Below are 26664 nucleotides of genomic sequence, written 5' to 3'. Positions count from 1 at the left end.
TAAGACCCATTTAAGCTACCCAACAAGACCCATATGGCGCTCACTACCGTTCCCTTTCTGGCCTTATTCAACAGCCAACCCGCCGCCACGCTGCGTGACCGGGTCTGCGCTATGCTGCGTCAGGCCATTGCCAACGGTATCCTGCCGGCGGAAACGCGCCTGCCCTCATCGCGCCTGCTGGCCTGCGATCTCTCCCTGTCACGCGTTACCATTGAGGCGGCCTATAGTCAGCTTGAAAGCGAAGGATATTTGTCGCGCTATAGCGGTAAGGGAACATTTGTCGCCCTTTTTCCCGAGCGTGCGGTACGCCGCAGCCTGCCCACACCAGTACCGGTGTTATCAGCGCGCGGACAGAATATTATCGCGGCAGGTGGCTGTGACGACCCGCCGTTTCCCCGGGCGTTCGCCGCCGGTTCCCCCGACCTGCGCGCTTTCCCACAACGGCTGTGGCGGCGTCTGACGCAACAGCGTTTAAGCGCGGGCGGTGAGTCTCTGATGGGCTACGGCGATCCGTTGGGACTGCCGTCGCTGCGCCAGGCGGTGGCGCACTATCTCGGCCAGTCACGCGGGGTACGCTGTACCGCAGACCAGGTGGTGATCGTCACCAGTTCGCAGCAGGCGTTGCAGATGATTGCCCTGCTGCTCTGCGATCGGGGTGACAGGGTTTGGCTGGAAGATCCGGGCTATCGGGGGGCTTATCACGCCTTTCACAGCAATGGTGCTGACGTCTGCACCCTTGCCACCGACGAACAGGGGGCAATCATTGGCGACGATGCCCCGCCGCGCCTGGTTTATCTTACTCCTTCTCATCAGTACCCCACCGGCAGCACGCTCAGTGGCCAACGGCGGCTGGCATGGCTGGACTTCGCCCGTCGCTCAGAATGCTGGCTTATCGAGGATGATTACGATAGCGAATTCCACTATGACGGGCGGCCTCTGCCCGCTTTGCAGGGGCTGGAGGAGCGGGCCCGCGTACTGTACGTCGGAACGTTTTCCAAAGTCCTGTTCCCGTCTCTGCGGCTGGCTTATCTGGTAGTGCCTGATGCGCTGATCGAACCGTTACGCCGCCTGCGCAGCCTGATGGATGGCCACAGCGCCCAGCTGATGCAGGCCGTGACCGCCGACTTTATCCAGCATGGTCACTTTGCTGCCCATCTTCGTCTGATGCGCCAGCTGTATGCCAGCCGCCGCAACCTTTTGATTGACGAACTCAATAACAAACTGGCGCATCGTCTGAGTCTGTTTCCGCATCAGGGGGGATTACAGCTGACGGTAGCTCTGCGCGCGGGCGGCGAACGGAGACTGACTCAGCAGGCGTTGCAGCATGAACTGCTGCTGCCCCGCCTGTCGCCACTCTACCGGCAGCAGCCCGCGCAAGAAGGCTGGATGCTCGGTTTCTCGGCGCTGCAACCCGCGGAGCTGATCGCTGCGGTCAATAAGCTCGCCCGGTTAAGCTATTAGCGCTGCCGCAGACGAAACCCACGCCCGTTAATCCTCAATCGGCCCCGTGCGCAATGCCTGCCACTTATCCAACCGTTGCAGCGCGTCATCCAGCACCTCGTCGGATTGCACCAGGGCGATACGCACCCGTCCACTTCCACCGGGGCCGAAACCGCTGCCCGGCGTGACCAGCACGCCGGTCGCATCCAGCAGCTGCTCAACGAAATCCACATCGTCCCCGGCGAAACCGGGCGGTAACGGAGCCCAAAGAAAGAAAGTGCCGTCTGAAGGGGGGATATGCCAACCTGATAAAGCCGCTTTAGCGATAAAACGCTGCATGCGCGCGGCATAGACGTCTCTGTGCCGTTCGGCGATCTCTTCAAGTTCATCAAGCACCTCAGCCGCGACGCACTGCAACGGCAAAAATGTGCCGAAGTCGGCGTTAAACTTGGCGGCCCGGATCCTGGCTATCAGCTCCGGTGCACCGGCCGCAAAACCAATGCGCCAGCCGGCAAGGCCGCAGGACTTACTCAGGCTGTGTAGCTCCAGCACGCGTGACAGCGCGCCCGGCTCCACCAGCGCGGCACCGTCGAGTCGACCATTACGCGCTGGCGTAAACGCAATCTCTGCATAAGCCCGGTCGATCACCAGCCAGAGATCGTTTTCCAGCGCAAAATCAAGCACCTGTTTCAACCTGTCTGCGGAGAGCTGCACTCCGGTGGGATTACCCGGCGAGCAGATAACCAGCACGCGCGCACCCTGCAACTGTTCAGGACGGACAGAGCTCACGTCCGGCTGGCCAAATTCGTCGCAGGTAAATCGCTCCACGCGCGCGCCGATTAATCGCGCGCAGCTCTGGTAAACCGTATAGCAGGGGTCGGGCATCAGCACCGCCTCATCCGGCTTCAGACAGCTTAGCAGGCTGTAAAATATGCCTTCTTTAGAGCCGAGCAGATCGACGATATGGCGATCCGGATCGAGCAAAAACGGCGCATCAGGCGGCAGAAAACGGCGCTGATAGTAGGCGGCAAAGCGCTCACGTAAAAGCCGGTTGATATCGGGGTGGAACTCGCCGTAGCCATGCAGATCGTCACGGTTAATGAAGTGCTGCAGGCGCTGACGCCAGCGTGATGCCGGGGCAATGTCAGGATTGCCGATCGACAGGTCCAGCAGCGGTGCACCGGTGAAATCTGGCGCGTTTTGACGTGAACGGAAGCGATCGACCAGCATTTTTACCAGAGTAAATGCATCGCGTGCCGGGCAAAGATGTGTTTGAGTCATAGTAATTACTCTCGGCTCAGCGGATGGGCTTTTCAAACTCAACGGCGACTGACTCACCGGGCTGCGCATGCAGGCGGGCCTGGAAGCCGTCAAATTGAGCGGCGATCAGCGCCACCGTATCATCCCACTCGCTCTCCTCGCGCTGGCGCATGGGATAGAGAAGAAAAGCCGTGGTGATCGATTTAGGATCATTATCAATCTGATAGCCAGGTATGATACTGAACAGCGGAAGATCGTAGCCCGCATTAACCCGGTCCCAACACGCCTGCATAAAGCCCGCCGCGAGATCATGGTGAGTTCCTGCGCGATCGATGAGCGCAGGATCAAACGGCGCTTCAAAGACCACTTCCCAACCCAGACTGGCCGGGTTAAGCACGCGGAACAGGCCGTGGCGCTCCAGCGCATCAACCAGAGAATTACGCGCCTGATGCAGACTAACGAGATAATCGGCGTAGCCCGCGCGGCCCAGGCGGCGCAGGTTGATCCAGGCGGCGAGGGTCCCCTGGCCCGATCGTGAGTTTTCAAAGGTATAACGGTAGGCACGAAATTTGCCCGGCTGAAAATCGGTTTCGTCATAGTGATAATGGCCGTCACCGAGCAGATCCATAAAATGTCGGTCACGACCGACAAAAAAGCTGCTGGCATAGGGGCACAGGCCATCTTTATGAAAGTCGACGCCGAGTGAATCAAATCCATCTAAACCCTGCAGGCGTCGCCCCACTTCGGCAATACGCTTTCTGCTGCGCGGGTCGTTCACAGCCTGAAGCAGCTGCTCTTGACCCACCTGGTTCAGGCTCAGATACAGCCAGCCGATGACGCTGTCCAAATGTAGCCAGGGGCGTTGCTTTACATTGTTCTCACGCATAAACACATCGACAATGTCACCTATCTGCCGGGTGTCCTCACAGTTGAAATTAATGGTGGTTCCGCCGCAGCAGACGATAGCGGCAACCCGCCGTCCCCGCTCGTGCTGTTGCTTGAGGATGCGCAGCAGTGCCTTGCCGCACATGCGTCCACTACCGTTACCGGGCACACGCAAACAGTTGTCTGAACCCAGCCCCAGCAGGCTGGCGGCATGCTCTACGCAGTAATGTGAGCCTTCACTGCACAAAATCACCGTGTCGCCCGGCAGGCCCGTGCGTAACGATCCGGGTTCGAGGCGGCTCAGCGCTGATTTAATGGCATACATTATAGTGAGTTTGCCGCCGCTACAGGATATGCCCATCGCCTGCGGCCAGCCGGCCCAGCGCCCAATGCAGCGGGCCACCTTTTGTTCAATAAGCAGCGACTCGCCGCCGAATACGTCCATCAGGCTATTGATGTTGTAGGCGGTGGCCAGCCATGCGGCCGCCGTCGCTTCCCTGCCTGGGGCCGGCACCATGTTAAACAGGGAATGGCGCGATTGAGGGCGGATAGCGCCCTCAAAATAGCGAGCGACCTCGTCGAACAGCTCGGCGTCTTCGGCCGGGATATCGTCCGACTCGCCTGCAAGCTCCTCCAGCCAGGAGAAGGTTCGTGCCGGGTACTTGGGGCCAAGTCTGGCGAGCCCTGCGGGGGCAAAATCCAGTTCAGGTAGCCCGGACTGGGCGGCGCGTGCGCGATCCTGTATATGACGGTCTAAATCCTGCGCGTAGTCGATGACTGCCTGCAGGCTTTCTGATGCAGCTGATAAAGGCTGTTTTACAAAGTGCTGTAGCATGCTGGGGGTATAATTCCGTTTATAGGGTAAAAAAGGTCGCTGGTGCCTCGCTGCGAAGAGCAAGATGACACTACTCTTTTATCGAGTCCTTTGAGGGGGCTGATACTTTGCTGGCGGTGAGATGTAACCGGCTTGCGTGGCCTGCTGCATGGCGCAAAAACGGTATGCGGCAGCGGGGAAATAGTGAACGAAAAAAGTCAAAATGTATTACCTCGGCTAAACAATAACGCCAGAGTACCATAAACCCTTCAATGTATAAGGTTAAAGGTTGCTTATGTTTAGCTTTCGGTTAGCTTTCATGTCGTTGAGGCCGTCGGATGACGATCGCAAAGGGATGGCGTAGAGAGGGGAAGATTATCAGATTAACGTGCAGGGATCGGGCCGTGGGGCGAAAATAAAACAGGGGGCGATGGGCTCACCCCCTGAAGCGGTTATGCCAGCTTGCGCATCACCAGTGTGGCATTGGTGCCACCGAAGCCGAAGCTGTTAGACATAACGGTCGTCAGCTGGCGCTCGGTAGGCTGAGTCACGATATCCAGACCTTCCGCAGCCGGGTCAAGTTCATCAATGTTAATGCTCGGTGCCACGAAGCCGTGTTCCAACATCAGCAGTGAGTAGATCGCTTCCTGTACGCCAGCCGCGCCCAGCGAGTGCCCGGTCATTGCTTTGGTGGCTGACATCGCCGGCGTTTTTTCCGGGAAGACGGCACGAATGGCGCCCAGCTCTTTGACATCACCCACCGGCGTTGAGGTGCCGTGAGTGTTCAGGTAGTCGATTGGCGTGTCCACGCCTTCCATCGCCATACGCATACAGCGCATTGCGCCTTCACCCGATGGCGCCACCATATCTGCACCGTCAGAGGTCGCGCCATAGCCAACGATCTCTGCGTAAATATGTGCACCACGCGCCAGCGCGTGCTCCAGCTCTTCAACCACCACCATGCCGCCGCCGCCGGCAATAACGAAACCGTCGCGCGCCGTGTCGTAGGTGCGGGACGCTTTTTCCGGGGTTTCATTGTATTTGGTCGACAGTGCGCCCATCGCATCGAACTCACAGGACATTTCCCAGCACAGCTCTTCGCCGCCACCGGCAAAAACGATGTCCTGCTTGCCCAGCTGGATCTGTTCAACGGCATTGCCGATACAGTGTGCGGATGTCGCGCAGGCAGAGCTGATGGAGTAGTTCACGCCGTGGATTTTGAACGGCGTTGCCAGGCAGGCTGAAACGCCGGACGCCATCGCTTTAGTCACCATATACGGGCCAACGCCACGCAGACCTTTGGCGCGCATACCATCAACGCTTGCCGCCTGGTAGAACGGCGAACCGCCGCCGGAACCGGCTACCAGCCCCACGCGCGGGTTGTTCTGATACTGCTCGTCAGTCAGACCGGAGTCTAGCACCGCCTGCTGCATGGAAAGGAAAGCATAAACGGACGCATCGCTCATAAAACGCAGCATTTTGCGGTCAATACGCGCTGAGATGTCTTCTTTAGATAACTTAACGTTACCCCAGACGTGACTACGCATGCCGGAATCTTTCAGTTCCTGCGAGAAGGTAATACCGGAGCGCCCTGCACGCAAGGATGCCAGAACCTCTTCCTGGTTATTACCAATACTGGAAACGATCCCTAAGCCAGTAATCACAGCACGTTTCATTCAATACCTCTTCCACTTCATCTATTAGGATTCGAGGAGCACTTTAGCTTACAGTTGTAAGCCGAACAAGTCCGATCAGCTTATTACTGTGTAAATTTGCGTAGGACCAATCTCACCGTTAAAATCTTGCCACTGCCTGATCTGTGAGCCTTTGCCGTGAAAACCGCCCCAATAGAGTACGCTGAGCTAAGCTGGAATGAACGTGGTACACCTGTATCCCGAGCATTTGATGACGTCTATTTTTCTAACCAAAATGGTCTTAAAGAGACGCAGTACGTGTTTCTCGGCGGCAATGATTTGCCCGATCGCTTTTCCACCCACCCGCGTAGCCTGTTTGTTGCTGCCGAAACCGGATTTGGCACCGGGCTGAATTTTCTCGCACTCTGGCAGGCATTTAACGATTTTCATCAACAGCAGCCGGATGCCCCGCTTCAACGTTTGCACTTTATTAGCTGTGAGAAGTTTCCGCTTAGTGCCAGCGATCTGGCAGCCGCCCACGCCAGCTGGCCCGAGTTGGCATCCCTGGCTGGCCAGCTGCACCAACAGTGGCCTGTCGCGCTGCCGGGCTGTCATCGTCTGCTGCTGGATGGCGGGCGCGTGACGCTCGATCTGTGGTTTGGTGATGTTAACCAACTTATCCACACTTTTGATGACACGATGGATCGGCAGGTCGATGCCTGGCTGCTGGATGGTTTCGCGCCCGCGAAAAATCCGGAGATGTGGACGGCGGAACTGTTTGACTGCATGGCACGGCTGGCGCGCCCCGGCGCCACGCTCGCGACCTTTACCGCCGCCGGATTTGTGCGGCGCGGTCTGCAACAGGCCGGGTTTGAGATGAGTAAACGTAAAGGTTTTGGTGAGAAGCGCGAGATGCTGACCGGGCGTTTGTCACAGCCAGTCAACATGCAGCCCCGCGCGCCGTGGTATGCCCGCCCCGCTGCCACAGGCGATGATATCGCCATCGCCGGGGGCGGTATCGCCAGTGCGCTGCTGGCGCTGGCGCTGCTGCGACGTGGAAAAAAAGTGACGCTCTACTGCGCCGATGCCGGTCCGGCACAGGGGGCGTCGGGTAATCGCCAGGGCGCATTATATCCCCTGCTCAACCAACATGACCCGGCGCTGGCACAGTTTTTCCCCGGCGCGTATACCTTTGCCCGCCGCTTGTACGATGGGGTAAATCTGCCCTTCGAACACCAGTGGTGCGGCGTCACCCAGCTGGCGTGGGATGAAAAAAGCGCAGAAAAAATCAGTAAAATGCTGCAAATGGGACTGCCGACGACTCTGGCAACGGGCGTTACCACGGAGGAAGCCGAAGCGCTATGCGGCGTGGAAACCGGATGCGGCGGTATAACCTATCCTCAGGGCGGCTGGCTCTCCCCCGCTGAACTCACCACCGCCCTGTGGCAACGGGCTGAACAGCAGGGAGCAACATTGAACTGGCAGCATGAAATCGTGCAGCTTGTCCCCCTGGCGGACGGTTGGCAGCTGAACTTTGCTGCGCAGCCTGGCATCATTCAGCGCAATCTGGTGCTGGCCACCGGTCATCTTCTGACGGCATTTGCACAGAGTGAGAAACTGCCTGTTAGTGCGGTAGGCGGGCAGGTGAGCCACGTGCCGACCAATGATTCGCTGGCCCCCCTGAAACAGGTGCTGTGCTATGACGGCTATCTCACCCCGGTCAGCGCGCAGTTTCAGCAGCACTGCCTGGGTGCCAGCTATCACCGCGGCGACGCCAGCACCGATTATCGTGCCGGCGACCAGCAGGAGAACCGCGAGCGGCTGATGCGCTGCCTGCCAACGGCAGAGTGGCCGGGGCAGATCGACGTCAGCGGCGCTGAGGCGCGCTGCGCCGTGCGTGCCGCCACCCGCGACCATCTGCCCATGATCGGCGCACTGCCGGACTACGCCGCCACGCTTGAACAGTATGCTGACCTGGCACAGCAGCCACGGCAGGCGCAGCCTGCACCCGTGCATAAGGGGCTGTTCGTGCTGGGCGCGCTGGGTTCACGCGGCCTGTGCAGCGCCCCGCTGGCGGCAGAGGTGCTGGCCGCACAGCTGTGCGCGGAACCCATCCCGCTGGATCGCGCCACGCTGGCGGCCACCAGCCCTAACCGCTTTTGGATACGCAAGCTGCTAAAAGGCAGGGCTCTGAACTGACGCCGTTTGTGCTTATACGCGACATACCGCACATTCGCCTGGCTGAGCGCCAGAAGGGACTCAGACCCTGGTTTATGTCGGGGCATGGGGAGTCAAACCCAGGAAGACATTGCGCTGGCGATAAGGGCCGATATTGTGCGGATGCAAAATGGAACCTGGGGCGGCAATAAAACCGCCCCGAATAAGGTGAGGATTAAGACGCCTGACGCGCCTGCAGGAACAGGTTGTCCCACATGCCGATCACCAGCGCCTGGTCACGCGGTGACAGTTCTCCGGCCTGGATGGCGTTTTGCAGGCTTCTTTGTACCTGGATCTGCAACGCCTCCGGGGTATGTTCGCCGGTCAGCTCCAGCTCGGCGACCGCAAGCGTCAGATGACCGCGCAGATAGCCGCCCGCAAAAAGCTCGTCATCACTGGCGTGATCCACCATGTCATCAATCAGGCCCAGAATACGCGCCTCGAATTCATCGATCATAAATTTCCTCTGTAAACGATTCGCTCCGCGCTTAACACAGATCGTCCGGCCAGGAAAACTGGGCCGCCGTCAGCGGTGGAGTTGAGTAAAACGTGCGAAGTTCAGCAATCAGCCGCGCCGGGCGAGCAGGAATACCCTGTTGCAGATACGCCATTACCTGGGCATAAACCTTGCGCTGAAACGCGATGCGATCCGGCTCGCAGTCACCTTCAAGGTTGTCACAACTGACGTTGAAGGCAAAGCCGGCGGCAACGCTAAACAGCCATTCCAGCGCCTGCGGTTTAATCTCGACTGATTCAAACTGCCCCTGGGTCGCCGCATCGCGTCCGTCCGGGCAGTACCAGTAGCCAAAGTCAACCAGCTTACGGCGCGACTCACCGGCAATGCACCAGTGGGAGATTTCATGCAGACCGCTGGCGTAATAGCCGTGGGCAAACACCACCCGATGCCACGGAGAAACGTCATCCGCCGGAAGATAGATCGGCTCGTCGTCGCCTTTAATCAGGCGGGTCTGGAATTCATCCATAAAGCAGCGATCGAAGATGTCGATCAGATCCTGATAGTGATGTTGCGTACTCATAGCCATCTGTCGTAAAAGTAAAAAAACGCGCAATTGTCGCATTTTGCCCGCCGCGTTTCGAGCACTATTCTTTGGCGCAGCCCGGCGGTCACAGGGCATGCAGCCATGCGGCCAGCTCCGCGCCGTGGCTGTCATACAGCAGCTTGGCGCTCATTACCGCGGAAACGATAACGATCATCGGACGGATCAGCTTTTGGCCTTGACTCAATACCATCCTGGCACCAAGACGCGCGCCGCACACCTGGCCTGCCAGCATCACCAGCCCCACCAGCCACACCACCTTGCCGCCCAGCATAAACAGCAGCAGGCCACCAAGGTTAGAGGTAAAGTTCAGCACTTTGGCATGCGCCGTCGATTTCGCCAGGTTATAGCCGCACAGCGTCACAAAGGCCAGCGCATAGAATGACCCCGCGCCGGGGCCAAAAAACCCGTCATAAAAGCCCACGCAGCCGCCGGCCACCAGGGCAAACGGCAGGCCGTGCAGACGGCGCTGGCGATCGTCTTCTCCAATGCGCGGCATCAGCAGGAAGTACAGGCCGATAGCGATCACCAGCAGCGGCAGCAGCTGGCGCAAAATATCGCCCTGCACGTGCTGAACCAGCAATGCCCCCGCCAGAGAACCCAAAAAGGTCAGGACAATATTCAGCCACTGCTCGCGTAAATTTACCGCCTTACGACGGATAAAGTAGAGGCTGGCGGAAAACGATCCGCCAACCGATTGCAGCTTATTGGTTGCCAACGCCTGGGCAGGTGACAGCCCCGCGGCCAGCAGGGCGGGCACCGTCAATAATCCTCCGCCTCCGGCAATCGAATCAATAAAACCTGCGAGCAAAGCCACCAAAAACAGTACGCACAGTAAACCGGGCGCAACGCTAAGCCATTCCATGTAAACGCCTTTATAGTTGATGATTATCCAGCAATGCCTGGCAGGCAGACGGAAGCGGCGGCGGCTCACGTTTCACCGGCGGCGTGCTGCCCGGTGCTGGCGGCGCAAACCAGCTTTGCAGTTCGGCTCCACAGCCATCGCCCGGCGGCGGTGCAGGCTGATCTGCACACTGCAAACTGCCCGCCGGACAGCGCAGGCGCACGTGCATATGCGCACGATGCTGGAACCACGGCCGCACCTTGCGCAGCCACGCGCGATCGCTTCCGGCATCGGTACACAGCTGCTGCTTGATCGCCGGATTAACGAAAATACGCGTGACGTCGTTATCCTGTGCCGCCAGTTTAATCAGGCTGCCGATTTCCGGCTGCCAGTGCCGCGCCACCACCTTTTTTCCGTCGGCGGCCACCAGATCCAGCGGCTGGGGTTTAAGCAGCATCTGCTGGCTCCAGCGCTGTTTTGGCAACTGCAACCAGATATCCACATCAAGGCCGGACTGATGGCTGGCATGGCCGCTGCTAAAGCGCCCTCCTGCCGCCATGCCCATATCCCCAACCAGCACTTCTCCCAGCCCCTGCTGACGGGTATGGCCGCTGAGCCGCTGGATAAAGGCGATCAGATCGGGGTGACCGAAAAATCGACGCTGGTCGGTACGCATCACCTGATAACCGGACGCGTCCAGCGGCAGCGGCCGCGCGCCGATAATACAGCCATTGGCAAATTCCCCTATCGACTGCGGCGTCCCCGCAATCGGCTGGGGGATGGTCTGCCACGGCGTGGCGGCCTGTGCCACCGAGGCAGTTATCAACAGTGCGCATAGCGCCGTCAGCGTCTTTTTCATGCGTTACCCGTGCGGCATGTCGACGTGAACGTCGGCATTTTGCGCACGATGGCGCAGAAGATGATCCATCAACACGATGGCCATCATCGCTTCAGCAATGGGCACCGCGCGAATGCCAACGCAGGGATCGTGACGCCCTTTGGTAATCATCTCGACTTCTTCACCGCTGCGGGTAATGGTTTTACCCGGTACGGTAATGCTGGAGGTCGGCTTCATTGCCAGGTTAGCGGTTATCGTCTGGCCGCTGCTGATCCCGCCGAGAATGCCGCCCGCATGATTGCTCTGGAAGCCGTTAGCGCGGATCTCATCGCGGTGCTCGCTGCCACGCTGGTTAACCACGGCGAAGCCATCACCGATTTCAACGCCCTTAACGGCGTTAATGCTCATCAGCGCATGGGCCAGATCGGCATCAAGCCGGTCAAATACCGGTTCACCGAGGCCAACCGGCACGTTTTCCGCCATCACCGCCACTTTGGCACCTATGGAGTCGCCCTCTTTCTTTAAGGCGCGCATCAGCTCGTCCAGCGCATCCAGCTTGTCGACATCCGGGCTGAAAAAGGGGTTCTGCTCGACCTGCTGCCAGTCTTTCAACTCGCAGACCACGTCGCCCATCTGTGCCAGATAGCCACGGACTTTGATACCGTGTTTCATATCCAGGTATTTCTTAGCAATCGCTCCGGCCGCTACGCGCATCGCGGTTTCGCGTGCTGAAGAGCGGCCACCGCCACGATAATCACGGAAGCCGTACTTGCCATCGTAGGTAAAATCAGCATGACCGGGACGGTAAAGTTCTTTAATGGCACCGTAATCCTGTGAACGCTGATCGGTATTTTCAATCAGCAGTCCGATACTGGTTCCGGTGGTCCGTCCTTCGAACACCCCGGAGAGAATTTTGACCCGGTCCGGCTCCCGACGCGGCGTGGTGTAGCGTGAAGTGCCGGGGCGGCGGCGATCGAGATCGTGCTGTAAGTCTTCCTCGGTCAGCGGAATGCCTGGGGGAACGCCATCAACGATGCAGCCGAGAGCGATGCCGTGGGATTCACCAAACGTCGTGACCCGAAATAATTGTCCAATGGTATTACCCGCCATGCTGGCTCCTCGCGAAATTAGTCTCAGTCTTTATAGATGTTAAAATGATGCCGGGCGTCGATAATCTGCTGTCGGGTCAGCATAAATACGCCGTCGCCGCCATTTTCAAATTCCAGCCAGGTGAACGGGACATCCGGGTACTGGTCGATAAGATGCACCATGCTGTTGCCCACTTCGCAGACAAGCACACCCTGCTCGCTCAGATAATCCGCCGCACAGCCCAGAATGCGACGCGCCAGGGTCAGCCCGTCATTACCCGCCGCCAGACCGAGTTCCGGCTCATGGCGGTACTCGTTCGGCAGGTCATCCATATCTTCGGCATCAACATACGGCGGATTGGTGACAATCAGGTCATACTGCGTTTTCGGCAGTTCGCGGAACAGGTCGGAGCGGATAGGCGTGACGTGCTGCTCCAGACCGTGTGCGCTGATATTCTGCTCGGTCACCGCCAGCGCATCGTCGGAGATATCCACCGCGTCGACCTCTGCCTGCGGGAAAGCCCAGGCACAGGCAATCGCGATACAGCCGCTTCCGGTACACATATCCAGAATATGCTGCGGCTGATGATTAATGATGCCGGCGAAGTGCCGGTCGATCAGTTCGCCTATGGGTGAACGCGGCACCAGCACGCGCTCGTCGACGTAGAACTCATGGCCGCAGAACCAGGCCTTATTGGTGAGATAAGCCACGGGAGTACGGTCGCTAACCCGGCGGATCACGCGTTCAACGATGCGCTGCCGCTCGCTCAGGGTAAGGCGTGCGGTGCGCATATCCTCCGGGATATCCAGCGGCAAATAGAGCGTGGGGAGCACCAGCTGGACGGCTTCGTCCCAGGGATTATCGGTGCCGTGGCCGTACCAGATATCAGCGGCAGCAAAGCGACTGACCGACCAGCGCAACATATCCTGAATAGTGTGCAGTTCATTGACCGCTTCATCGACGAGAATTTTGTCCAAGGTGCCCTCCGCAGGCCGTTCTGTTAAACCCGGGCGCTAGTTTGCCACGAAGCCGACAATAATTCAGCGCGGGGGGGTGAAAAAGCTGAGATTTGTTTTAGCCTGAAAGGAGGAAAAGGTAGACTAACCGTATCAAATTAAGGGAATGGCCATTTATGCCGTCCGATAATCCGCCCCCAGAGAGTAGCGAACGCCAGAAATGAGTAAAAATGAGAAGCTTAGCGCGGAAGAGAAGGCGCTGTTTCGCGGGCTGATGAGCGGTACGCGCCAGCTGTCACAGGACACGATTGTCCACAAGCCGCCGCGCAAAAAATTCAATCAGGTGCCGGTAAAACGCCTGCTGTCCGAGCAGATGGATGCCAGCCACTATTTTTCCGACGAGTTCCAGCCGCTGCTGGCCAGTGAAGGCGCCGTGCGTTATGTACGCAGCGACGTCAGCCACTATGAGCTGAAAAAACTGCGCCGTGGGGATTTTACGCCGGAGATTTTTCTCGACCTGCATGGTCTGACGCAGAAGCAGGCGAAACAGGAGCTGGGGGCGCTGATTGCCGCCTGCCGCCGCGAACATATTTTTTGCGCCAGCGTGATGCACGGCCACGGAAAGCACATTCTCAAGCAGCAGACGCCGCTTTGGCTGGCGCAGCATCCGTGGGTTATGGCCTTTCATCAGGCACCGAAACTGTTCGGCGGCGATGCCGCGCTGCTGGTGCTGATTGAAGTCGAGGAGTGGTTACCGCCGGAGCTGCCGTAACGGGCGGTTTTTAACGGAAAAGGTACAGCGAGCGCGGGTCGACCACAGGCGGGGTCGATCCTCACGCTGGCACTACATGGCTTTTGCTAATTTTGCCGGGGATACCTGCCATTCCAACTCGCCCACCGCGTTAGCGGCATCAAAATCGATGCAGGCAATAGCCGAAGTGGCGAACATCGGCGGCGTTTCCTGCGGGCAAAGTTCCGTCACCAGATAGCCCACCAGCGGCAGGTGAGAGATCACCAGCGCCGATTTCACGCCTTCGTTCGCCAGCACCTGTAAATAGCTGGCCACCAGCTTCGGATCGCCACCGGGCGTCAGTTCCGGCAGGACGTCTTCTCCGTCAGGAAGGAGCAGCGCTTCACGAGCCGTACTTAGCGTCTGCTGCGCGCGCAGATAGGGGCTGACTAACACCCGCTCGATGTCAACCGCCCGATCGTTGAGCCATATCGCCATCTGACGAGTTTCATCACAGCCGCAGTGAGTCAAAGGTCTGACCGAATCGCTTGCCGCTTCTAAAGCTGCATCGCCGTGACGCATTATGAAAACTTGCATATAGCACCGCTGTTGTTAAACAAAAACGCCGGAGAAAACGCCATCCGACTCTTCATTCCGGGAATGAACGCTGTGTTGTACCCCAATGCCTCGACAGGAGTCAACCGATTGTTTACTTAATGAACGCCAGAGGTCGTTGCCCGGGTGACCCGGTCTACAGACTCTCCTGGTAAACCCGCGCCATCCACGGGTTTGTTTCATTTCACTTCACGTGTATAAAAAGTCTGGTGCTCTGCTGCCATTTTCAGCAGCAGGGAACAGGGAGTAAAACGAGGCCCGTGCTGTTGCATAAGTAAAGTTAATCTATTGACCACTTCATCTATACCTAACCGATCCATATAGTGGAACGGGCCACCGAGAAACGGCGGAAAGCCGATGCCAAATACCGCGCCAATATCACCATCGCGCACGCTGGCGATCCCCCTTTCATCCAGCGTGCGTGCCGCCTCATTGAGGAGCATCATCACACAGCGCTGGGAGACATTCTGTGAGCTAAGATGATGTTTTACGTTAACCGGCAGCAGGCGGTACACAGTGCTGTCGACGCGTTTTTTTCCCCCTTTTTGCCGATACAGATAGAATCCGCGCCCGTTTTTGCGCCCTTTTCGGCCATCCTGCCACAGCGCGTCAGCCCCGGCCGGGAGCGCAAAGCGGTCGCCCCAGGCCTGCCGAAGGATTGGCATAATATGCGTCCCCACATCCAGGCCGATCTCATCCAGTAGTTGTAGCGGCCCAAGCGGAAACCCAAACTGCACCAGCGCCCGGTCGATATATTCAATCGGCTCACCCTCGCAGAGGCAGTGCAGCGCCTCAATTAGATAGGGTGCCAGAATGCGGTTAACGTAGAAGCCGGCCCGGTCGGCGACGACGATCGGCGTTTTGCCCTGTTTTCGCGCCAGCATCACCGCGCTGGCGATGGTCCGCGCAGAGGTGCCCGCATGTGGGATCACCTCCACCAGCGGCATTTTGTCCGGTGGGCTGAAGTAATGCAGGCCGATCACGTTCTCCGGCCGCTGTGCGGCGGCGGCAATGTCAGCTATCGGCAGAGAAGAAGTGTTGGAGGCAAATATCGTGTGCGCACTACAGTTCGCTTCGATCTCCGCCACCATTTGCTGCTTCAGCGCAAGGTCTTCAAATACCGCCTCGATCACCATATCGCACTGACGAAAGCCCTGATAGCGGGTGCTGCCGGTGATCAGCGCCATCTGCTGCTGACGCTGTGCCGCACTCAGGCGACGGCGCTTCACCGCCTGACTCAGAACCTGCCAGCTGGTTTTCAGCGCATGGTTAACGCCGCAGGCATTAACGTCTTTAATGCGTACCGGCAATCCGGCGCGGGTGGCCGTCACGCACGCAATACCGCCGCCCATCAGACCCCCGCCCAGTACGCCAATGCGTTTCAGTGGATAAGGTTCAGCGCCGAAGCCCTCCTTTTTCAACGCGGTGGTGGCAAAAAACAGGCCGCGCAGCGCGGCAGATTGCGGGGTCATCGCCAGTTCACCAAACGCGCGCGCTTCGGCCAAATAGCCGTTCTCCCCTGGCGTCAGCCCACTGCGCACCACGCTAAGAATTTTTGTCGTCGCCGGGTAATTACCCTGGGTTTTTGCCTGGATCTGGCGCTGCGTCAGCATAAACAGCAGTGCGCGCCCGGGTCCGCGGGTTAACAGCCGTTCACCGAGGGGGGCGCGCTGCGCTGCCGCACGCGGTTTTAGCGCCAGCTGCACGGCAACGTCCAGCAAGATAGCCGACGGCACCGCGTCATCCACCAGCCCGCAGCGTAAGGCGGCGCGGGCGTTTAGCGTTTTACCCGTCAATATCATATCCAAAGCTACCCGGATGCCCGTCAGTGGCGGCAGGCGCTGCGTTCCGCCAGAGCCTGGCAGCAGCCCGAGCTTCACTTCCGGCAGGCCAAGTCGGGTTTTATCATCCAGCGTACAGACGCGGCGATGACAGGCCAGCGCCAGTTCAAGCCCGCCGCCCAGGCAGGCACCATGAATGGCGGCAACGACCGGGAACGGCAGTGCGGCTATCTCCGCCATCGCCTTTTGCCCGGTGAGGGCCAGCTCTGTCGCCTGCTGAACGCTCTGGCAGGCGGCGATCATGCTGATATCCGCCCCGGCGATAAAACTGTCGGGCTTACCCGAGATCAGTACCAGCCCGGCCAGATGCGGATTGACACGCGCCTGCTGAATAAGCGCCAGAATATCGGCGGCAAATTCAGCTTTCAGGGTGTTGACCTTCTCATGCGGCACATCAATGACGATCACGCCAACCCCATCGGGACGCAGGGTAAGAGTCAATGCGGATGGCAAGTTCATGAGTCCACCTCCAGAACCATAGCGGCACCTAACCCGCCCGCCGCGCAGGCCGTCACCAGCCCTAGTCCGCCGCCGCGCCGACGGAGTTCGTTCAGCGTCTGGGTGATCATCCGCGCCCCGGTGGCGGCAAACGGATGGCCGTAGGCAATGGAACCGCCCAGCACATTAAACCGCTCCATATCGACCTCTCCCAGCGCACGGGGACGATCCAACACCTCGCGGGCGAAGCGTTCATCGGCAAACATTTTCAGATTCGCCAGGGTCTGCGCCGCAAAGGCTTCGTGCATATCAATCAGGCTTAAATCGGCAAGCGTGATCCCGGCGCGGTCCAGCGCCAGCGGTGAGGCATAGGACGGCCCCAGCAGCATGTCCTGACGCACATCAATGGCGCTAAACGCATAGCTGCGCAGAAAGCCAAGTGGCGCAATGCCCAGCTCCCTGGCGCGCGACGCCGTCATCAGGATCACCGCCGCCGCGCCGTCGGTAAGCGGCGTGCTGTTAGCGGCGGTCACCGTGCCATGACGGCGGTCAAACGCCGGGCGCAGACGCGCGTAATCCTGCATTTTTGACTCGGCACGCACGTTGTTATCCTGCTCGAACGGCTGTTCCCACGGCGGTACGCAGGCTGTCATCACCTCGTCATTCAGCAGGCCCTGCTGCCAGGCGTGTGCGGCACGCTGGTGGGAACGCAGAGCCAGCGCATCCTGCTGTTCACGGGTGATCCCGTGGTTTTTCGCCATCTGTTCGGCGCTGTCGCCCATGCGCAATCCGGTGGAGTATTCGGCCACCGCTGGTGCTACCGGCAGCAGATCGCGCGGGCGCAGGCCGCTGAACAGCTTTAGCTTTTGTGCAAGGCTACGCGTTTTACTGGCATCGACCAGCAGCCGCGCCAGCTTTTTGCTGACGCCTATCGGCAGCACCGAGGATGAATCGGCTCCTCCGGCAATCCCCGCCTGAATGTGTCCGATCATCAGGCTTTCGGCTACGTTTGCCACCGCCTGAAAACTGGTGGCGCAGGCGCGACTGACGCTCCAGGCATCGGTGTGAACGCTCAGAGCGCTGGCAAGCACGATTTCACGGGCAATATTGGGCGCTTCCGGCATCTGCACTACCTGACCGAACACCAGTTGTTCAATAACATCGGGGGAGATTTCGCTTCGCGCCAGCAGCTCGCTGACCACCATGCGTCCCAGTTCCAGTGCGGGAATACCGTGGAAGGCCGTTGCCTGACGGGCAAAGGGGGTGCGTAACCCGTGAGTGATCGCGATGCGCTCACCCTGACGCGTCAGCAAAGGTAACGCTTTGCTCATTTTTCTCACCTGTATCCTGTCGATAAGCGGCATCACTGCCAAAGAGGTCTGACCTGATCAGTGTTAACCAGAATAACGGCGGATGCCACGATGGCAGGAGAAAAGTGCGGGAGAGGACACGATTAAGGCGGAGGAAACATTTCCTCCGCCATGCATTCAACGCAGACCAAGCTGGAAAATCATCGTCTCGGCCTGGCAGCTAAACGTGAAGCGGCACGCCAGCTGGATACCCGCCGGCGTCTGGTGAAACTGACTTTCAATCAGACAGGGGTCGGATTCTACCGCGCGCGCTTTATCCGTCAGGTGACTCAGCATCGCCTCGGCGTGGTCCTGATGTGGGAAGACCTGGCTATAACTCGCCGTGCGGTCGCCGTTATCTAAAATGGTGCCGACATCAACGCAGCAACAGGCAGCGGTCTCACGGGTACTACAGCGTTTAATGGCATCAGTCATCACTCCTCCTGCATGCCGTCATTGATCAAACGGCAGATGAATTTAACAGGATCTCAGTTTACTCCCGGTACTATTGCGCCTCCAGCGATAAGCGGCTTGTGGGCGCTAGAGTGATGAAAATCACACTATTGTTTGATGCAAAACAAGTCAGCAGGGATCGAGGTGAGACTAAATGTAATTTTTTTGTTAAGCAGATCTCTTTTCCAGAAACAATTTGCCCGAATTAAAAAAACGTTATTGCAACATGCTCACGGGTCATATTAATACTGGCGGAACTGGTCTGATTTGTTCACAGTCTGTCAGCCCCTACAATTCCCGCTTTTTGTTACTCACGGTAACAGATATTAATAATAATCAGATAATGAGGTTATGGTTATGAACCATAAAAACCCGTTTGCTCAATCGGCCCTTGCAGCGGCACTGACGTTAATGTCTTCCCAAGCTATCGCGGCTGGCTTCCAACTAAACGAATTTTCAACCATTGGCTTAGGCCGCGCCTATTCCGGCGAAGGGGCAATGGGAGACACTGCCGCTTCCGCCAGCCGCAACCCGGCGACGATGGCATTAATGGACCGCCCGATGTTTTCCATCGGCGCAGTATTTATCGACCCGGACGTGAATATTGACGGGCAGTCAGGCTCGGGTAACAGTCTGAACGCCAACAACATCGCCCCCACGCAGTGGGTCCCCAATATTCACTATGTACAGCCTCTTAGCGACCGCTGGTGGATCGGTGCTTCTGCTACCAGCAATTATGGTCTGGCAACCGAGTTTAACGATGGCTATGCCGGCGGCCCGTTCGCCGGCAAAACCGATCTGATGACCATGAACCTTAACCTGAGCACCGCCTATCGCCTTAACCAACATTTTAGCGTTGGCATTGGCTTTGACGCCGTGTACGCTCGGGCAAAAATCGAACGCACTATTGGTGAACTGGGTGCGTTGTTACCCGCTTACGGCCTGCCCGCTGCGCCAGCAGATACTCAGATCGCCCATCTTAAAGGTGATGAATGGGGATACGGCTGGAATGCCGGGGTTCTGTACGAACTGGACGACAATAACCGTTTTGGCCTGAGCTACCGCTCTGAAGTTAAAGTCGATTTTGACGGAGATTACCGCAGCACGATTCCGGTGGCGTATAACGCGATTGGCTCGCAGTTTGGCTTACCGACGGGGACCGGCGGCAATACCATTCCCGGATCGCTGTCGCTGCATCTGCCGGAAATGTGGGAAGTCTCCGGCTACCACAAGGTCGCACCTAAATGGGCCGTACACTACAGTATGGCCTATACCAGCTGGAGCCAGTTCCAGGAGTTAAAAGCGACCGGCAGCAATGGACAGGAGCTGTTCTACAAAGATGAAAGCTACCACGATGCCTGGCGCATCGCGTTAGGAACCAGCTACTTCTACGATAAAAACTGGACTTTCCGCACCGGTATTGCCTTTGACGACAGCCCGGTTCCGGCGGATAAACGCTCCATTTCCATTCCCGACCAGGATCGTCTGTGGTTGAGCGCCGGCACCTCCTACGCATTTAATGAAAACGCCTCGGTCGACGTGGGCGTTTCTTATATGCACGGCCAGAAGGTGACGATTAAAGAGGGTAATGACCCGGTTGCCAGCCGCAAGAATGGCCAGCCAACACCCTATGTCTTTAACTCCACCGGCAAAGCCTGGCTGTATGGCGCAAGCTTTAACTATAAATTCTGATCCAACCCCACATCGCATAAAAAAACCCGCATTTCGCGGGTTTTTTTATGATGCATTATTTACTGTGAATCAATATCGCCGATATCGTTTTGGATCGCCGCCGCGTTGGGGTTTTCCTGCGGAATTAACTTGCCGTCGCTGGCGAGGAAATCATGATGCTGGAAGTAGGCTGCGCGCATAAATGCATAGGGATCGTTTGAGTTTCTGACCACGGCATCTGAGTCCAGCAGCTGGGCACGGGTTTCAATTCCCTCCACCACCCACTTACCGGCAGACATCCACCATGTCAGCCAGCTGAACGGCGGATAAACATAATCCACCAGTCCCCCCAGGTCTTCACGCGGCGTAAAGCCACCGTAACCCGGAACTTCTACATAGGTGCCGTAACCCACGCCGTAATGGCCGAGGGTACTGCCGAACGCGCGGTTTTCTTCTTTTGCCAATTTCGGATTAGCCATGCTCGCGACGTCAATCAGTCCGCCCATCCCTAACAGGGTATTAAGGAAGAAGCGGTTGAAGTGGACCATCGCCTTATACGGATTCCCTTCAATGAAATAGTTGACCATTGAGGCAGGTTCGCCGAGGTTGCTGGTGAAATTGCTCAGTCCGTTACGGGCAGGAAGCGGCAAATAATCACGCCATACCACCGCAACCGGACGCACAACATACGGGTCCAGCACGTTGTAGTTAAAATTGAACATGGTTCGGTTGAAGCCTTCCAGCGGATCGGAGCGCCCTGCTGGTTCATCAGCCGTTGGCGAACTGGCACAGCCCACCATCAGTACGCTTGCCAGCGCTAAGCCCGTCAGGCGATAGTTCATAGTTGTCTCCCAGTCCTGCTTTTTGTGAATTCTCGCCCGCTATTGTCGGTTTATGTCAACGGCAAGCTGCTGCTGACCCGCGAAAGGTGTTATCGCACTCAGACCGTACCAGTCACCCGGTTGCGGCGTCGCGCTACCGTCACGTGAAATGCGGACGCGTACCTGCAGCTGGCGCTGCGCGGATAACAGGCGGTCCGGCATCATGGCGTTACCATCGTCCAGCGTGAGCGATAAAGGAAAATGGCTCAGCGGCACTTTCTTCACCGCCACGGGGATCGGCGAGTGGCCGTCAGTAATAGAAATATACAACACTCCGCCCGGCTGTAACATTTTTTCTGCCGCATTGGATAATCCGATCGTTAACGCCAGCTGGCTCTTCTCCACGCCTGAAACGCTTTTAGCCTCGGCGATACTGCGCCGTATCATGACAACCCGCCCATCTTCCGGCGGCAATAGCTGCAACATTTTTTGCCAGCGCGTTATCGCACCGCCATAATTTTGCAGACTGAAGTCATTGAATGCCAGTAGTCCCAGCAGCCTAAGATTGCTTTCATCGTGGCTGACCATCTCGTTCAGCATGGCGCTCGCCTGGCGGTTATCCTGCGGGTCGCTTGAGCGGGTCAGCACTTCCGCATAGCTCAGCCGCGCCTCCGCATCGGTGGGAGAGAGTTGCAGCGCGCGTCGGAAAGCCTGCGAGGCGGTGGTGGCATTGTTGAGTACCATGCCGAGGCGGCCAAGCAGCATCCAGTCGTTAACATTATCAGGAGACTGCTGAAGCTGGCTGCGAACGCCCAGTGCCAGTCTTGCCAGCTGCTCCTTCGTCAGCGGGCGAGCATTGGGGTCCATCACCTGCGCACGCAGGGCCGGCAGTTCATTTTTCACCTGCTGCCAAACCATCAGCTGCGGCAGGCCACCGGCCTTAAAGTAGACGCCAAGACTCACCAGCAGCAGGACAATAATCCCCGGCAACAATACCCAGCGGCCGATCGGGTGCCGTTGCGCGGCGGACTGTTCGGGTATGTCGAGCAGCAGAGTTTGTTGCAGCTCGCGCACCATTTCCGGCCGCCCGTCGACCACGCCCTGCGCTTCGTCGTCTTCCAGCTCGCGCAGGCGCTGATGATAAAAGCGCTGGTTTAACGCATCGCGATCGGTGGCGGTGGCGGTGGCGCGACGGTTAGCCGCCAGTACAATCAGCATGCTGCTAGCCAGCAGCAGCAGCGCAATGGTTAGCCAAAATCCGCTCATGGTTGCTTCCTGTCTTTGTGCAACAGAGCATTAAGCCGCTGCTGTTGCTCTGGGTCCAGTACCGGCGCCGTTCGCCGCCGGCGGCTACGCAAAATAATCACCATCGCGCCGATAATGACAAACAGCAGCGGGCCAACCCAGAGGATCAGGGTTGATGCGGTGAGCGGCGGCTGGTAGGAAACAAAATTGCCGTAGCGCGCCACCATATACCCTGTAATCTGCTCTGGCGTCTGCCCGGCGCGCAGCAGCTGATACACCTTGAGCCGCATATCCCCGGCAATCATCGCGCTCGAGTCGGCAATGCTGTTGTTCTGGCATTTAGGACAGCGCAGCGATTCGGTAAGATGGCGGTACTGCTGCTCCTGGGCAACGGAGTCAAACGGGTAAATATCAATGTTGTCGGCACGCGCCAGAGTGCTAAACAACAGCGCAAACAGCAGGATCAGGTAACGGCTCATGCCCCGCCCTCCTGACCGTACTTCCGCCACAGCGGTTTCACTTCCTGGTTCCACACCCGCTCATTCAGGTCACCGGCGTGGCGATAGCGAATGATGCCACGCCCGTCAATAAGGAAAGTTTCCGGCGCGCCGTACACGCCGAGATCCAGCCCGAGCATGCCATCCCCATCATACAGGCTTAAAGCATAAGGATTTCCCAGCGTGTTGAGCCAGTGAATGGCTTTCTGACGATCGTCTTTATAGTTCAGTCCGACGACGCGCACCCCCTGGGCGGCCAGCGAGTTAAGATACTGATGTTCCGCACGGCAGGTTGGGCACCAGGTAGCCCAGACGTTCAGCAACAGCGGCTTGCCGTCCTTCAGCACCGACTGATCAAAGGTTTTACCCGGCTCATCCAGCGATTCCAGCTTAAATATCGGCACCGGCTTTCCCAACAGCGCCGACTCAAGGCGCGTGGGATCGTCGCCGTTAGCATTACGATTCAGCTGCCACAGCAGCGCGGCGGCCAGCAGCAGAAACAGCACCAGCGGAATATAAAGGATCTTTTTGCTCATCGCGGCTCCTTCGCTCCCTGTTTACGCGTGCGGTAGCGCGGGTCCAACAGACATAAAATGCCGCCCAGCGCCATAAATACGCCACCAAACCAAATCCAGCGCACGAAAGGTTTGTAATAGAGGCGTACCGCCCATGAGTGACCGTCCAGCTCTTCGCCCAGCGCCGCATAGAGATCGCGGGTAAAACCGCCGTCAATCGCCGCCTCCGTCATCATGGTGCGCGCCGCGCTGTAGTAACGTTTTTCGGCACGCAGCGTGGCCTCGTAATGGCCGTTGCGCGTGACGTCAATCAGACCAACGCCGCCGGTATAGTTTGGCCCCTGCAAGCGGTCAACATCGCGAAATGTAAAGTGATAACGGTTGATATCCACGCTGTCCCCGGCCTTCATGCGCACATCGCGCTCCACGCTGTAGTTCTGGCTAAAGGCAATACCAATTACCGTCACCGCCACGCCGAGATGGCCCAACACCATACCCCAGTGGCTGCGCGACAGATGGCGTAATCCGCGGAAGAAGCGGTGCCGGTGGGTAGCGCGTTCGTGCAGCTCCATCAGCGTCAGGATAATCACCCACAGCGCCATCAGCAGCCCCACGACCGTCATCGCCTCAATGCGGTCCTGCATCAGCCACGGCAGCAGGATCGACAGTAGCAGAGTCACCACCAGCGCCAGCCCCAGCCGTCTCCACAGTTTTTGCGGCTCATCACGACGCCAGCGCACCAGCGGCCCGATGCCGAGCAGCAGGGCCAGCGGCGCCATCAGCCATGTGAACAGCATATTAAAGAACGGCTCGCCGATGGAGATGGTGCCAAGACCGAGCTGTTTATGCACCAGCGGCAGCAGCGTACCGAGCAGCACCACCAGCATGGCAGCAATCAGCAGCACATTATTCCCCAGCAGGAAGGATTCACGCGACCAGACTTCATTCTGCACCCGGCTACGCACCTTGCTGCCCTTGATGGCGTACAGCAGGAGCGAACCGCCGATGACGATGATCAAAAAGGCGAGGATAAACATGCCGCGCGCCGGATCGGAGGCAAAGGCGTGCACGGACACCAGCACCCCGGAGCGTACGAGGAACGTGCCTAACAGGCTGAGAGAAAAGGCGGTAATCGCCAGCAGTACGGTCCAGGCTTTGAAGGTGCCACGTTTTTCTGTGACGGCCAGCGAGTGGATCAGCGCCGTACCGGCCAGCCACGGCATAAATGAAGCGTTTTCTACCGGGTCCCAGAACCACCATCCGCCCCAGCCGAGTTCGTAGTAAGCCCATGCAGAACCCAGCACAATGCCGATAGTCAGAAAGACCCAAGCGGCCGTGGTCCACGGACGCGACCAGCGCGCCCAGGCCGTATCCAGCCGCCCGGCCATCAGCGAAGCGATCGCAAAAGCAAACGCCACCGAGAAACCTACGTAGCCCATATACAGCAGCGGCGGATGAAAGATCAGCCCGATATCCTGGAGCATCGGATTAAGATCGCTGCCCTCAATGGGAAAATCGGGCAGCGTGCGGCTAAACGGGTTCGAGGTTAACGTGATAAACAGCAGGAAACCGAGGTTGATCATGCCCATTACCGCCAATACGCGGGCAATCGCCTCCAGCGGCATATTGCGGCTAAGCAGCGCCACCGCCAGCGTCCAGCCGCTGAGCAATAAGACCCACAGCAGCAACGAGCCTTCATGCGCCCCCCAGGTAGCAGCAACCCGATAATAAACCGGCAGCAGCGTGTTGGAATTCGAGGCCACGTAGGTCACGCTAAAATCATTCACCACAAAAGCATGCACGAGAATTAAAAATGCAGCGGCGATACAGGCAAACAGCGCGTATGACAGTGGCCGTGCCAGCCCCATCAAACGCAGGTCCTGACGCGCCGCCCCCCATAGTGGATAAACGCTAAGCAGCAGCGCCAGCGCCAGCGCCAGGCACAGCAGAAAGCTGCCAATTTCCGGTATCATGACGGCCTCACGCTATTATCGCCAACGGCCTGAGCGGGGTGATCCTTCTTCATGGCATCTTCTATTTCTGGCGGAGTGTATTTTTCATCGTGCTTCGCCAACACCTCTTTGGCAATAACGTGAGTGGCATCCTGTAACACGCCCTGTGCCACCACGCCCTGCCCTTCCCGGAACAGATCCGGCAGGATGCCATCATAGCTGACGCTTATCACACCGCTGGCATCATAAAGTTTAAAGGCCACCCGCAAAGTATTCGGATCGCGCTTAACGCTGCCCGGCATCACCATGCCGCCCACGCGCAGTCGCTGGCCGGGTTCCGGCTTTAGCTGCTGCTCTCCTTTGCCATTGACCATCTCACTCGGAGTATAAAACAGGTCGATGTTGGAACGCAGCGCGTACATCACCAGCGCCGTTGCCAGCCCCAGCCCAACCAGCACCAGCATCACCAGTATCAGGCGATTTTTACGACGGGGATTCACGCGCGATCTCCTTTAGCGACCTGCGCCGCCCTTTTTATCTTTACCTCACGTATGCGCTGCTCACGCGCCTGACGCTGACGGATGTCGGCCAACAGACGGTGGCGCTGCCAGCGGGTATGCACCACCAGCGCGGCAAGAGGGATCAGGGTAAAGGCAACGGCCAGCCAGACGTAGAAGCCATAGCCCCCCATCGCGAAGAAAGCCTGCCAGGAAGAGAACGCGGGCGTCATGCTTTACGCCCTCCCTTCGCGGCCAGCTCGACCACCCATGGGCGATGGCGTTCAGCCTGCAACAGCAGGTTACGCAGGCGCATCAGCGTCAGGGTAATAAACACCAGCAAATAGCCGAGAATAGACCAGCGCAGAGGCGTACGCATGCTGGGGTCGATAGCCTGCTGTAACACGCCGGAAGAACCTTGATGCAGGGTATTCCACCACTGTACCGAGTAGTGGATCACCGGCAGATTGACCACGCCAACCAGGATCAGAATACCGGCAGCACGCGCGGCCATACGGCGATCGTCGACCGCGTGATACAGCGCTATCGTGCCCATATATAAGAACAGCAGCACCAGTTCGGAAGTCAGACGCGCATCCCATATCCACCAGGTTCCCCACATCGGCTTCCCCCAGGCTGAGCCGGTGACCAGCGCGATAAAGGTGAATACCGCCCCCACAGGAGCCATCGCCATTGCGGCAATGTCGGCGATTTTCCACTGCCAGACCAGCCCGACCAGCGCGGCTATCGCCATTGAGGCATAAATACCCATCGACCACATCGCGGCGGGGACATGAATGTAGATGATACGATAGCTGTCACCCTGCTGATAATCGGGCGGAGCAAACCCGAACCCCCACGCCCAGCCGAGCAGCAAAGATGCTACGCCCGGAATGGCAAACCACGGCACAAAGCGCCCGCATAACGAGTACAGCCGCTCAGGCTTGCCCAGTTGATGTATCCATTTCCACATTGTTATCTTGCTCACAATAAAAGTTGATACGT

The 26664-nt window shown here is 58.2% G+C and carries 25 protein-coding genes; 4 read left to right on the top strand and 21 right to left on the bottom strand.

Annotated features, from left to right (window positions below; genetic code table 11):
- The first annotated feature begins 33 nt into the window (after positions 1-33).
- Positions 34-1461 carry a MocR-like pyridoxine biosynthesis transcription factor PdxR gene (pdxR, locus tag ETA_RS06900; RefSeq protein WP_012440906.1) on the top strand — a complete coding sequence of 476 codons (1428 nt, stop codon included), beginning with the start codon at positions 34-36 and terminating at the stop codon, positions 1459-1461.
- A 27-nt stretch (positions 1462-1488) separates the two neighbouring features.
- Here the strand turns inward: pdxR and ETA_RS06895 are convergent, their stop codons facing one another.
- The 3 genes from ETA_RS06895 to fabB all read right to left on the bottom strand — a co-directional run bounded on the left by ETA_RS06895 (position 1489) and on the right by fabB (position 6075).
- A complete protein-coding gene (locus ETA_RS06895; protein WP_012440905.1) occupies positions 1489-2721 on the bottom strand; it encodes a pyridoxal phosphate-dependent aminotransferase in 1233 nt (410 codons plus the stop codon).
- A gap of 16 nt (positions 2722-2737) precedes the next feature.
- Entirely contained in the window at positions 2738-4420 is a 1683-nt protein-coding gene (locus ETA_RS06890; protein ID WP_049778748.1) for a pyridoxal phosphate-dependent decarboxylase family protein, read from the bottom strand.
- Positions 4421-4851: 431 nt separating this feature from the next.
- Entirely contained in the window at positions 4852-6075 is a 1224-nt protein-coding gene (fabB, locus tag ETA_RS06885) for a beta-ketoacyl-ACP synthase I (protein WP_012440903.1), read from the bottom strand.
- Positions 6076-6231: 156 nt separating this feature from the next.
- On the opposite strand from fabB, the gene mnmC reads away from it, so the two are divergent.
- Positions 6232-8232, top strand: coding sequence for a bifunctional tRNA (5-methylaminomethyl-2-thiouridine)(34)-methyltransferase MnmD/FAD-dependent 5-carboxymethylaminomethyl-2-thiouridine(34) oxidoreductase MnmC (mnmC, locus tag ETA_RS06880; protein ID WP_012440902.1), 2001 nt, complete (start codon positions 6232-6234; stop codon positions 8230-8232).
- A gap of 193 nt (positions 8233-8425) precedes the next feature.
- Here mnmC and ETA_RS06875 read toward each other — a convergent pair whose 3' ends face one another.
- From ETA_RS06875 to prmB, 6 genes are all read right to left on the bottom strand, one after another.
- On the bottom strand, positions 8426-8707 hold the full coding sequence (locus ETA_RS06875; protein WP_012440901.1) for a YfcL family protein: 282 nt from the start codon (positions 8705-8707) through the stop codon (positions 8426-8428).
- A gap of 31 nt (positions 8708-8738) precedes the next feature.
- Positions 8739-9287, bottom strand: coding sequence for an elongation factor P hydroxylase (locus ETA_RS06870; protein WP_012440900.1), 549 nt, complete (start codon positions 9285-9287; stop codon positions 8739-8741).
- Positions 9288-9375: 88 nt separating this feature from the next.
- Positions 9376-10173, bottom strand: coding sequence for a sulfite exporter TauE/SafE family protein (locus ETA_RS06865; RefSeq protein ID WP_012440899.1), 798 nt, complete (start codon positions 10171-10173; stop codon positions 9376-9378).
- A 10-nt stretch (positions 10174-10183) separates the two neighbouring features.
- Positions 10184-11011, bottom strand: a complete 828-nt coding sequence (gene mepA, locus ETA_RS06860; protein WP_012440898.1) for a penicillin-insensitive murein endopeptidase — start codon at positions 11009-11011, stop codon at positions 10184-10186.
- A 3-nt stretch (positions 11012-11014) separates the two neighbouring features.
- Positions 11015-12100, bottom strand: coding sequence for a chorismate synthase (aroC, locus tag ETA_RS06855; protein WP_012440897.1), 1086 nt, complete (start codon positions 12098-12100; stop codon positions 11015-11017).
- Positions 12101-12123: 23 nt separating this feature from the next.
- On the bottom strand, positions 12124-13056 hold the full coding sequence (gene prmB, locus ETA_RS06850; protein ID WP_042958755.1) for a 50S ribosomal protein L3 N(5)-glutamine methyltransferase: 933 nt from the start codon (positions 13054-13056) through the stop codon (positions 12124-12126).
- 199 nt (positions 13057-13255) lie between these two features.
- On the opposite strand from prmB, the gene smrB reads away from it, so the two are divergent.
- Positions 13256-13807, top strand: coding sequence for an endonuclease SmrB (smrB, locus tag ETA_RS06845; RefSeq protein WP_012440895.1), 552 nt, complete (start codon positions 13256-13258; stop codon positions 13805-13807).
- Between the two features lie 72 nt (positions 13808-13879).
- On the opposite strand, the gene sixA is transcribed toward smrB, so the two are convergent.
- From sixA to ETA_RS06825, 4 genes are all read right to left on the bottom strand, one after another.
- Positions 13880-14362 carry a phosphohistidine phosphatase SixA gene (sixA, locus tag ETA_RS06840; RefSeq protein ID WP_012440894.1) on the bottom strand — a complete coding sequence of 161 codons (483 nt, stop codon included), beginning with the start codon at positions 14360-14362 and terminating at the stop codon, positions 13880-13882.
- 197 nt (positions 14363-14559) lie between these two features.
- Positions 14560-16680 (bottom strand): fatty acid oxidation complex subunit alpha FadJ, encoded by a 2121-nt coding sequence (fadJ, locus tag ETA_RS06835; protein ID WP_012440893.1) that lies wholly within the window; start codon positions 16678-16680, stop codon positions 14560-14562.
- Positions 16677-17990 (bottom strand): acetyl-CoA C-acyltransferase FadI, encoded by a 1314-nt coding sequence (gene fadI, locus ETA_RS06830; RefSeq protein WP_012440892.1) that lies wholly within the window; start codon positions 17988-17990, stop codon positions 16677-16679. Before fadI ends, fadJ begins: the two co-directional genes overlap by 4 nt.
- Positions 17991-18146: 156 nt before the next feature.
- A complete protein-coding gene (locus tag ETA_RS06825; protein WP_012440891.1) occupies positions 18147-18443 on the bottom strand; it encodes a YfcZ/YiiS family protein in 297 nt (98 codons plus the stop codon).
- 375 nt (positions 18444-18818) lie between these two features.
- Here ETA_RS06825 and fadL point away from each other — a divergent pair, with 375 nt between their 5' ends.
- Positions 18819-20153, top strand: coding sequence for a long-chain fatty acid transporter FadL (fadL, locus tag ETA_RS06820; protein ID WP_042959281.1), 1335 nt, complete (start codon positions 18819-18821; stop codon positions 20151-20153).
- A 59-nt stretch (positions 20154-20212) separates the two neighbouring features.
- Here fadL and mlaA read toward each other — a convergent pair whose 3' ends face one another.
- From mlaA to ETA_RS06780, 8 genes are read right to left on the bottom strand one after another with little or no spacing between them, the layout of a single operon-like run.
- Positions 20213-20974, bottom strand: coding sequence for a phospholipid-binding lipoprotein MlaA (mlaA, locus tag ETA_RS06815; RefSeq protein WP_012440889.1), 762 nt, complete (start codon positions 20972-20974; stop codon positions 20213-20215).
- A gap of 39 nt (positions 20975-21013) precedes the next feature.
- Positions 21014-22219 (bottom strand): c-type cytochrome biogenesis protein CcmI, encoded by a 1206-nt coding sequence (gene ccmI / locus ETA_RS06810; RefSeq protein ID WP_012440888.1) that lies wholly within the window; start codon positions 22217-22219, stop codon positions 21014-21016.
- On the bottom strand, positions 22216-22677 hold the full coding sequence (locus ETA_RS06805) for a cytochrome c-type biogenesis protein (protein ID WP_012440887.1): 462 nt from the start codon (positions 22675-22677) through the stop codon (positions 22216-22218). The genes ccmI and ETA_RS06805 overlap by 4 nt, the downstream gene beginning before the upstream one ends.
- On the bottom strand, positions 22674-23231 hold the full coding sequence (locus tag ETA_RS06800; protein ID WP_012440886.1) for a DsbE family thiol:disulfide interchange protein: 558 nt from the start codon (positions 23229-23231) through the stop codon (positions 22674-22676). The genes ETA_RS06805 and ETA_RS06800 overlap by 4 nt, the downstream gene beginning before the upstream one ends.
- The gene (locus tag ETA_RS06795) at positions 23228-25183 is read right to left on the bottom strand and encodes a heme lyase CcmF/NrfE family subunit (RefSeq protein WP_012440885.1); all 1956 of its coding nucleotides are present in this window, start codon (positions 25181-25183) and stop codon (positions 23228-23230) included. Before ETA_RS06795 ends, ETA_RS06800 begins: the two co-directional genes overlap by 4 nt.
- The gene (ccmE, locus tag ETA_RS06790) at positions 25180-25662 is read right to left on the bottom strand and encodes a cytochrome c maturation protein CcmE (protein ID WP_012440884.1); all 483 of its coding nucleotides are present in this window, start codon (positions 25660-25662) and stop codon (positions 25180-25182) included. Before ccmE ends, ETA_RS06795 begins: the two co-directional genes overlap by 4 nt.
- Positions 25659-25892 carry a heme exporter protein CcmD gene (ccmD, locus tag ETA_RS06785; protein ID WP_012440883.1) on the bottom strand — a complete coding sequence of 78 codons (234 nt, stop codon included), beginning with the start codon at positions 25890-25892 and terminating at the stop codon, positions 25659-25661. Before ccmD ends, ccmE begins: the two co-directional genes overlap by 4 nt.
- Positions 25889-26632, bottom strand: coding sequence for a heme ABC transporter permease (locus tag ETA_RS06780; protein ID WP_012440882.1), 744 nt, complete (start codon positions 26630-26632; stop codon positions 25889-25891). Before ETA_RS06780 ends, ccmD begins: the two co-directional genes overlap by 4 nt.
- Positions 26633-26664 lie beyond the last annotated feature (32 nt).

The sequence above is a fragment of the Erwinia tasmaniensis Et1/99 genome (assembly GCF_000026185.1).
GTDB lineage: Bacteria > Pseudomonadota > Gammaproteobacteria > Enterobacterales > Enterobacteriaceae > Erwinia > Erwinia tasmaniensis.
The sequence above is the reverse complement of the archived record's forward strand: the minus strand, read 5'-3'. Positions and strand labels throughout refer to the sequence as shown.